This window comes from Pseudobacter sp. (assembly GCF_051955275.1).
Classification (GTDB): Bacteria; Bacteroidota; Bacteroidia; order Chitinophagales; family Chitinophagaceae; genus Pseudobacter.
In genome coordinates, this window is sequence record NZ_JBQCGW010000129.1 from 1 (window position 1) to 9,646 (window position 9,646).

7 protein-coding genes are annotated in these 9,646 nt (G+C 47.1%); all 7 read right to left on the bottom strand.

Features of this window, described 5'->3' with window-relative positions; all coding sequences use genetic code 11:
• Positions 1-12: 12 nt before the first annotated feature.
• Positions 13-1,296 (bottom strand): DUF5690 family protein, encoded by a 1,284-nt coding sequence (locus ACTHMC_RS10900; protein WP_440413147.1) that lies wholly within the window; start codon positions 1,294-1,296, stop codon positions 13-15.
• A 4-nt stretch (positions 1,297-1,300) separates the two neighbouring features.
• The gene (locus ACTHMC_RS10905) at positions 1,301-1,987 is read right to left on the bottom strand and encodes an HAD-IA family hydrolase (RefSeq protein ID WP_440413148.1); all 687 of its coding nucleotides are present in this window, start codon (positions 1,985-1,987) and stop codon (positions 1,301-1,303) included.
• A gap of 30 nt (positions 1,988-2,017) precedes the next feature.
• Positions 2,018-2,593 carry a phosphonate degradation HD-domain oxygenase gene (locus tag ACTHMC_RS10910; protein WP_440413149.1) on the bottom strand — a complete coding sequence of 192 codons (576 nt, stop codon included), beginning with the start codon at positions 2,591-2,593 and terminating at the stop codon, positions 2,018-2,020.
• A gap of 6 nt (positions 2,594-2,599) precedes the next feature.
• Complete coding sequence (locus tag ACTHMC_RS10915) at positions 2,600-3,679, bottom strand: alkaline phosphatase family protein (protein WP_440413150.1); 1,080 nt, start codon at positions 3,677-3,679, stop codon at positions 2,600-2,602.
• 205 nt (positions 3,680-3,884) lie between these two features.
• A complete protein-coding gene (locus ACTHMC_RS10920; protein ID WP_440413151.1) occupies positions 3,885-5,465 on the bottom strand; it encodes a SusD/RagB family nutrient-binding outer membrane lipoprotein in 1,581 nt (526 codons plus the stop codon).
• A gap of 18 nt (positions 5,466-5,483) precedes the next feature.
• Positions 5,484-8,738 carry a SusC/RagA family TonB-linked outer membrane protein gene (locus ACTHMC_RS10925; RefSeq protein ID WP_440413152.1) on the bottom strand — a complete coding sequence of 1,085 codons (3,255 nt, stop codon included), beginning with the start codon at positions 8,736-8,738 and terminating at the stop codon, positions 5,484-5,486.
• Between the two features lie 335 nt (positions 8,739-9,073).
• Positions 9,074-9,646: helix-turn-helix domain-containing protein (locus ACTHMC_RS10930; RefSeq protein ID WP_440413153.1), on the bottom strand; the 573-nt coding region annotated here is incomplete at its 5' end.

The window sequence follows — 9,646 nt, forward strand, 5'->3', positions numbered from 1 at the left end:
TGTTTTCATTGATCAGGAATTAGAAAGTGATTGGTACTTGCGACTGAAATACACCATCGAAAAGAGGGTACCTGCCACACCTATCACCGAAAATAATACTACACTATTAGGATAGAATTCAGACCAGGTTAAGTTTATCTGAAATATTTCTTTTGATAACATTACAAAGGAACTACCCAGGTAACCATAGGCATCCACCAGGTAAATGAGGAAACCTACATTACCGGCAATGCGGAAAGAAGCGATCAGCCTTTCAAAAAAGATACAGTTGAAAGGAATATAACCCATGTATAACCCAAGCCCTACCAACTGCATCCAGAGGGCCCCGCTAAGGTTTCCCGTAAGGAACAGTGCCGATGAAATACCAGCCAGCAGAAAACCAACCAGGATCACCCAGTGGATCATTTGAAGGGCCCTGATATTCTTTCTCACCGTAATGAGCAGGCTCATCATGATCAGGATGGAAATGGAAGTGATGGTTTCCGTTTGTGTAAAAATGGCCGGTTTCTTCCCGTATCCCAGTTCAGCCCATAGATTGGCCATGAAATTATCACGCACATCGCGCATGATGGTAAGGAAAAGATAAGTGACCGTAATGGCCACAATACCACCACCGAAATTCCTGATGAACTTCAGCCGGCTTTCCTTGCTCATGGGCAGGCGCACAGTCCTTTCCTGTATATCTGCCGCGTCAGGATCGGGTATGCGTTCCAGTAAGTAAATAAAGAAGATCAATGGCAGCGCAAAGACCATGCCTGTGGCAAATGCCAGCCAGTGCTCAGGTACCTGCCAGCTGTCTCTCAGCCATACCGCCACCGAGCGGGTGAAGCCACCCGCAAAGATGAAACTCACCGCCATGGCAGAGCCAATGAGATCTGTAGCCCTTCGACCTTCCACATAGCTGAATACAATGCCCCACATGAATCCGAGCATGAAGCCATTCACAAACAAACAGAGCATACCCCAGGGCGCGGGAACAAATCCGAATACCAGCAAAGAGAACCAGGCCGTTCCGATCAACAGGGCGCTGGTCTTCCACCTCCCGATCCTTTTCAGTTCAGAAATAAAACGGATGCCGGCAAACTTACTCAACATATAGCCCAGCCCCTGGCTGATGATCAGCAATACCTGGTATTTGATGCCCCAGAATATGAGGCCATCGAAAGTGGCTACAGTAAAAGGTTTCCGGTAAGCGTATACGGATGTATAACTTAGGAATGCCACCACCGCCGCATAAATGGCGATCATGATCTGCTTCCTGGTGAAAGCGGGGGTTGTTGCAGTTAAGGTTGACAAGCTATTAGATTAAGGATGGTAATTCTTCCAGGCTATCGATGATATGGTCCGGATGAAACTGCTGCAGCTGTTCCCTGGTGGCGGCTCCCGTGGTAACACTTATCACCAGTCCGCAGTTTGCATTGCGGCCTTCCTGAACATCCACTTCTGTATCTCCTACTTTCACCACTTCCCTGCTACTGCTGATTCCCAGTTGCTGCATGATGGCCTGAATCATATATGGTTCAGGTCTTCCTTCCGGTACTTCATCACTGCAGATCACCATATCTATCAGGGGATTGTTCTTCCAGTTGAGGCGGGAAAGGATGGCTTCCGTAACAGGCCTTGTAAAACCTGTATTGAGCGCCACTTTCACAGCTTTCTCATGCAATTCCCTGAAAAGGTTCTCCGCATACGGAAGTGGTTGCAGGTCTTTATCATTCTGATAAAATCCGATCATCAGTTCCGTAAATCGCTGATGGATATTTTCTATCAGCTGATCTATATCAGCTCCCTCCGGAGCGCCGTATTTATCTAAAAGGATACGGATAGCGTCGATCTTGCGAAAGCCCATCACTTCATTTACATCTGCTGTTGACGGTTTGGGAACTCCCAGTTCAGCAAGTGCAGTAATAAATGCGGTGGCTACATCTCCGCGATCACGAACCGTGGTGCCCGCCATATCAAATACTACCAGTTTTGTTGAAGACATAATCATCTGTTGAAATTGTTAGAGTACGGATTATTGCTGAGCCAGTAAATGCCGGCGGATCATTTCCTGGTAGGGAGAAAGGTCGGGTACAGGAACTTCTTTAATTTTGGCGGCTTCGTCCCACCTGCGCATCCGGATGATCAGATCGAAAAGAGGATCCGCTTCAAACGCTGTTGCCTCTTCCGTACTCATCATTCCTCCCTGAAATTCCAGCGTTCTTTTACTGGCTTCCGAGAGGTTATCATAATACTCCGGCGAACTGTAAGTAAGATAACGTTTTGCATCCACATGTGATTCAACCAGTCTGATCAATCTTTCAGAAAACCCCTTACTGCGCAGGAAGGAAGCGCCGATTTCTTCGTGGTCCTTTATTCCATAGCCATCCATTTCATTATCCCCCTGCAAACTCACGCAGATATGGCCGATATCGTGCAGGAAGGCAGCCAGTATCACATCTTCATCATACCCCTGTTCTTCCGCCAGCTGTGCGGCCTGCGCCATATGCTCCAGTTGCGTGATCGCTTCTCCTGCATACTCCTCGCCTCCGTGCTGCCGGTACAACCTGATGATCTCCCCGGCAATGGCATTTGCCTGTTCATTATTCATATGCGGTTATTTTGAATAAACAGATTTGATAGGGTCAGCAACGGGATGCTCTGCCGTAAATGTAAAACCAAGCAGCTTTGCCAGTGTTGCCGCAATCTGCATCTGGTACAATTGCCCGGCGGTTTTCAGCTCGCCCAGCGGTTTTGTATCCGGCCCCATCACTGCCAGCCAGATCTCATGTGCATCTTCAATTCTTGTACCATGGTGGCACCAGTTCGCTTTTACAATATCTCCCCTGCCGTGATCCACTGTAACTAATAGGGTGGTTTTGTTTTTGTATTGCGGCATGGACTGCACCGTATTCCAGATATCCCTGATCATGGCGTCCTGCGCATGCGCACTGCCAATATACTGATCGTACATGCCGGCATGTGCAAAATCATCCGTTTCGTCGAAAGCGATGTACATCACTTTTGGTTTGTACGCTTTCAGATACTCACGTGCTGCCATATACGTAATTACATCCTGCCTTACACCGATGGGCTTCGGAGCCAAGAACTGCATATCGTTCAACACCTGCAGCTGTGGTATATTGAAAGGAATAGTATCCACGTCGGAGTTTACATACACGCCGCTGCGCGGCTCATTGAGAATATACGGGAATACATCCCAGGTAGAAAAGGCAGCAACTTTCTGCTGATACCCTTTCTGCTTATTTACAAATTCCAGCACATTGGTGTTCCTGTTGAAGATCTTGTCATTTGAATTCACAGCAGTATCCGGATATCCTGTGAAGATCTCATTGTAACCGGGATATGAGAACCAGTATGGATTTGCATTATCAACATAATTACCGAAGCGCCTGTTGCCATAGATCTGCCCCTGCCTGGACACCACTTCCCATATAAAAGGAAAAAGTTTCTTTCTTCGTTCATCCACACTATCAGACCAGAATTTTTCACGCAATCCCTTGCTATCCCGGTTGAAGAGCGTATCATCTGTAAGTGTGGGATCGATCCCTTTGAAAACTTCCTGCCAACGCATTCCATCCAGTGTAACGATAATAAGGTTTTCTGTTTTGCCTGTCTGGGCCTGCAATACGGGCAGGCAGAGCAGGCATGCAATGCATATCACTACATATTTCATATTCAAAAAATTTGCAAGAGCCGGTCAGGTATGATATTGCGTGGAGAAAAAAAGGCGAAACCAGGACTAGCTTCGCCGTCAACATTAAGAAACTGCTACGATTGCTCTTGATTTGCCTATAAAAGAGTTTGTATTGTTGAATTCACCCGGCATGCAATATCAGTATTGATCCCGAAAAAAATTGCGGGCTCTGGTTTGTTGATAATTATTTAATAAGCCAGATCACATCATTGATGTTGTTACTACCGCTGAACTGGCGGTCCAGCGCAGCTTTCAGATTCTCTTTATTCCTGTTCATTTCATAAGAGGGATATGACCAACGCTTTGGAATGATGCCATTGTTACCAATACCCACACCAGTTGAAAATGTTGGAACACCAGTTCTGCGGTAGTTGAAATACGGCTCCCATCCGGAGTTCTGAAAGAAGGCCAGGTATTTCTGCATCAGTATCTTATTCAATCCGGCAGCACCTGCTTCATACTCCACTGTACCCTGTGTGTAATAATCATTGAAATTAAAAGTGAAAGGGGCCAGTGTCCATTCATTCTTGCTCAGCAGTTTACCAATACCCAGGTAATAAGCCATATTGCTTCCTTCCTTGATGCCATAAAATTCCAGTGAAGCTTTGATGCCTTTCATATACCAGTCCTCCGCATTACCGGTGGCCCAGCCACGGTTCAATGCTTCAGCAATATTGAAGCACATTTCAGGATACCCTGCAATGATGAAGTCCTCCGCAGTCAGTGTTCGGTAATAGCGGTACCTGTTGATCAATGAAATACTGTAGGCAAGTGCCTTGCTCTCCATCACATCCTGCGCCTCACCGGTGCCTGATGCCACAAAGGCCCTGAAATCGGTAGGCGCCCAGCCATTGTCGTTCACCAGCTTCCAGGCTGGCTCGCAGGTAACCAATACTCGCGGATCTTTAAGATTGGTGCAACTCTTCACATAGGTTTCAGCCATATTGTAGCGAAGTGCATCGTTACCGAAGTTGATGGTATTGGTGGGATAGTTATTGATGCTTGCCACATACCTGTACATAAAGTTATCTTCCATCTTTTCAAAGAGAGGATACTTCACATTGTCCGCCAGTGTTTCTGCAAAGCGTTGCCTGATCTTCAGTTCCGCATCTCCTTCTTTTTTGCTCAGTGCGATCAGCACACGAAGCTTGTAAGCATTTGCCACTTTTCTCCATTTCGAAAAATCCCCGTTGAAGAAGAAGTCACCGCTGATACTGGCTTTACGGTCATCGAGGGATTTGAAATCATTGTTGGCTTCATCCAGCCAGGTGAGGATCTGCAGGAATATATCCTTCTGCTGGTCATAGGAGGGCTGCAGCAGTTCAGCACCTTTCAATGCATCCTTCAACGGCACATCGCCCATCATGGAGGTGAGGTTATAGAAATAATAAGCACGCAGGAATTTGCCGATGGCATGATATCCTGTCTGCGTATTCTTTTCAAGACGCTCCGCTTCTTTGTCCATCTGCACGATATTTTTGAGCGTATTGGTGTAGATATCGAACGGGCCGTTGTTCCAGTTGTACTGATTATCGCCATAGTACTGGTAGTTGCGGCAATAGTACTGGCTGTAACGGGCTACAGCGCCCCAGGGCTCAACACCACCGATTCCTTCCCGCAGGTCATTGAGCAGTTTGTTGAGCAAAAGATTGGGAGGCGCCACGTCAGACACGTTGGGATTCTTTTGCAGTTCGTCGAACCTTTTCTGGCAGGATGAAACCATTACGAGGTTTGCAACCGCCAGCAGATAGAATAGCTTTTTCATATCAGGATTGTTGACTGGTTAGAATGTAAGATTGAGGTTGAAGCCAAAACGGCGGGTGCTGGGAGTTTGCAGATCGGATCCACTGCTTTGCGTGAACTGGTCCGGATCCACATCCTTGTATTTTGAAGGGAAGAACAGTGCCAGATTCCTGCCCACGAGAGATACTTCCGCTTTCTTGATAAAGGACTTACCCAGCATGTTCTGCGGCAACGTATACGTGAATGTGATCTCACGCAGCTTCGCAAAGGTTTTGCTGATGATGTTCAACTCCGCGATATTGGCATAACGGCTTGAATAGTTCTGTACAGTGGTGGCAGTAGTGTTTGCTTTCTGCTGCAGGTCTTTCATATTGGTGATCTCACCGGTCACAGGATCCAGTTGAATGGCTCCAACCAGTGTTATGCCTGGAGCTACCAGTGATCCGCCTTTCACGTCATCAGGTCGGTGCTGGCCCCAGAGGCCTGTTGATGTTTCGATATGCCTTCCACCCTGTAATGTTTTCTGACGTACATAATCATGCAGCACACCACCAACCACACCATCAAACTGGAAGGAGAACCTGAATGATTTATAAGAGAATGAGTTGTTGACACCCCAGGTCCAGTCAGGATCAGCATGACCGAATATGCGTTTGGCATCTCCCTGTCCTGCATCGCGGAAACGCATCAGCAGTCCATCGGAACCATGCACCAGCTGACCATCCGGCGTGCGGATGAAACCTTCACCGTAGTAGAGGTCAACCCTGTCTCCATCCTTGCTCCACTGATCAGGTGTAGGATGTTTGATCCAGGTGCGCACAAAAGTGCTCCAGTTCACATTCACGTTCCAGTTGAAGTTCTTGTTTTGTACGGGAGAACCGGACAAAGTGATTTCCCATCCCCTGTTACGGTAGCTACCGTAATTGGTTTTGATGAATTCATATCCTGAAGTAGGAGAAATGATATCGTTCCTGTTGCTGAGCAGTTCTGATTTTGAATTGAACCAGGTAACATCCAGGTTCAGCCTGTTCTTCATGAAACGGATATCCATACCCAGTTCCAGGGTTTTCTTATTATCTGCCTGAAGATTGGGATCCAGCAATCCATTGGCATAGCTTACGCCTGGAGCGTTGTTGTAATTGCCATTCTGGATCTGGTAACCGTTGTACAGCAGGTCGTAGGTTCCCATATTGATGGGCGTTTTGTATTCCTGTCCATAACTCTGGCCTGTTCCGAAACCAATAGCAGGCTGGCCGATGTTTGCATAGATACCGGCATTCCTTCCCTCTGCATATGATCCGCGGAACTTGAGGAAACTGACGGCTGAAGGCATTTGCGTATAATCGGAAACGGTAGTTGATACGCCTACTGAAGGATAGAAATAGGTATTCTCATCTTTACGCAGGGTGCTCACTTTATCCAGACGACCGGTTGAATGCAGGTTCAGAAAATTTCCCACACCCAGGTCAAGTGAATAGAAAGTACTGAGCATCAGGTTTTCAAGCGCAATGGAAGCGCTCCTGGCCGGACGCAGCGTGTTGGCGAGAGTGTATAGACCGGGAACACTAAGATAGTCCGTGGTGGCAATACTTCCATTGTAGCGGGCAGTTCTGATATTGGCACCGGCAAAGGCGTCCAGGTTGAAGAACTTATTCATGAACTCGTTGCTGTACCTGACCTGCACTTCGTTATTGGCCTCGAAAAAATTCCGGTTGTCTTCCCGGTAGTCACCCAGTCGCTCATCACGATCATATGCGCCGGCAGACACCGGCATTTTTTCCTGCCTGAACACATTGTAAGTGGAGATGGAAGGGCGGTACATCAGCTCGAAGTCTTTAGCGAACTTCCAGTTGAGTGTTACATATCCATAAACATCATTTTTGTAATGAGGGCGCAACCATTCATACACAACGAACCAGGGATTGTTGTAACGCTGGTACTCCGCATATTTCTGCTGGATGCCTTCTTTGCCCGGCTGCCAGTAGTTACGCATGTCTTTCATGCTCCAGTCTGCGCCTGCCCAGATGATCACGTTATAGATAAGGCTGTTGGGGCCATAATCCACATCGGGAAAGTTGGGTGAATACTGCCTGCTGTAATTGATATTCGCAGAAAGCTTGATTTTATCAGTGAACTGGTAACCTGCATTGAAATTGAAGTTGGTAGTATTCACGCTCATATTGGGAATGATGGAACGCTGGAAATTATGCCCAAGCCCGAAACGCAGATCATATTTATCTCCGCGGGAAGCGATTGAAATATGGTTGGTGCTGAGAATACCTGTCTGGAGGAACTCCTTCAGGTTGTCCTTGCCACGGGCAGTCCAGGGCGTGGGAGCGATATTGCCCTTGAAGATGGTACCGTCAGCAAATTTAGTCTCGTAGGTTTTTGCTGGATCATAGGCGCCATCGTACTGGGGAATGAGCTGTCCTTCAAATTTAGGTCCCCATACATCATAGTCGTTATCATTCAGACCACCGCCACGGCCATCACCGAAGGCATATTTGCCTTTGGAACCCGGACCATAATCATCCTGGTATTTGGGCAGGGCCAGAAAACCCTTATCGAACATGGTGCTTGAATTGAATTCGATGGCGAATCCTCTCTTGTCCTTAGTCCCCTTCCTGGTATTGATAACGATGGCTCCGTTTCGGGCAAGACTGCCGTAGAGTGCGGAGGCGGCCTGACCTTTCAGGAAAGTATAACTTTCAATATCATCCGGACTGATATTCCAGGTATCTGTTGTGATAGGAATACCATCCACCACAAAGAGGATGGCACCTTCGCCGCGGAAATTGATGCCCGGCTGACGGAGGAGCTCGCTGCCGATATTCACGGTGAGGCCAGCCACTTTACCTTTGAGGCTGTTCACTGCGTTCGGTTCACGGGCTTTGTTTAGCTCGGATGTTTTTACATCCTGAATGGCATAGGTAAGCCGCTTGGTTTCTTTCCGCACACCGAGGGCGGTCACCACAACTTCATTCATGCCTGTTGCATCTGTTTCCAGTTCAGCAAGTACCTGGCTGCCTGTAACAGTGATCTCCTTTGTTTTAATGCTGATGCCACTGAACACAAGCACATCGCCTTGTTTGGCATTGATGGCAAAAATGCCACCGGCGTTAGTGCTGGTTCCGCTGGAACTTCCTTTCACAGAAACACTGATGCCGGAAAGAGGTTGCTGGCCGGCCGTTGCCACTACCTTTCCGGAGATCAGTTGCTGTGCGAAAGACAAAATGGGAAATAGTATCAGTGATAATACCGTAAGGCATTTCCCTGAGAATAAGGGCTTGCGCATAAACAGGTTTTTTGTTGGAAGTGCTGAGTTAAATTAATTGCGGAACGAAAGTAGAAGCAGGATGTAACCGGAAGATTAAAGGAGCTTTAACTAAATATTAAGTTTAGTATTTATAAACAATAATTCAATCTTACTAAACTAAAAGATCTGGTGATTTATGAATAAGAGGTGTCATGCATCGCAGCGGCGATGGCTTACGGACAACAAAAGGTAGGATATTAAACACACCTGCATTTTAAGGCGCAGTTAAGTATTTGTAAACAAAACTATACTATTAGTAAACGGTTGATAAGTCGGGAGTGGCAGTAGATTAAGCGGAGATTGGCACAGCGAGATTAAAACAAATACACAATCAGGATACTGGCCTCTCCCGGGCCGATATTTTTTACCCGGTGCCTGGCCCTTCCGTCGAAGAAGAGGGTATCACCTGCTTCCAGTGTGAACTTCTCCTTTTCTATCTGGTATTCTATCTTTCCTTTTAATATATGCTTGCATTCAAAAGCATCAGTGGTGATCAGTTGTTTCCGGCCTGCCCCCTTCTTGAGATCCAGCACTGCCACGTCAATGGCCTGCGTTACCAGGCTTTTGGTAAGAATGCGCTTGTAGGTGAATCCGCGCACCGGCTCTTTCTCAAAAGGCTTTTCCTCCCCCTTCCTGATGATGAGCACATGACCATTGGTGAAATGCACATGCATGTCTTCAAAGAAGGTCTTCAGGTCTTCATTCAGGGCCTCTATAATATTGAATAATACAGGCAATGAAGGAACAGTTCTGTTATTCTCGATCTGTGAGATCAGGCCCTTGGTAACTCCGGCCTTATTGGCCAGGGCTTCAGTGGTTATCTTCTTCTGGGTGCGTTTCGATTTGATCTTCTCCCCGATCAGCAAGATTAGGTCTTCATTCATAAA

Bases quoted from the DNA above. Each gene is read 5' to 3' on its own strand.
- ACTHMC_RS10925 (WP_440413152.1), bottom strand. From the start codon at position 8,738: ATGCGCAAGCCCTTATTCTCAGGGAAATGCCTTACGGTATTATCACTG.
- ACTHMC_RS10920 (WP_440413151.1), bottom strand. From the start codon at position 5,465: ATGAAAAAGCTATTCTATCTGCTGGCGGTTGCAAACCTCGTAATGGTT.
- ACTHMC_RS10910 (WP_440413149.1), bottom strand. From the start codon at position 2,593: ATGAATAATGAACAGGCAAATGCCATTGCCGGGGAGATCATCAGGTTG.
- ACTHMC_RS10915 (WP_440413150.1), bottom strand. From the start codon at position 3,679: ATGAAATATGTAGTGATATGCATTGCATGCCTGCTCTGCCTGCCCGTA.
- ACTHMC_RS10905 (WP_440413148.1), bottom strand. From the start codon at position 1,987: ATGTCTTCAACAAAACTGGTAGTATTTGATATGGCGGGCACCACGGTT.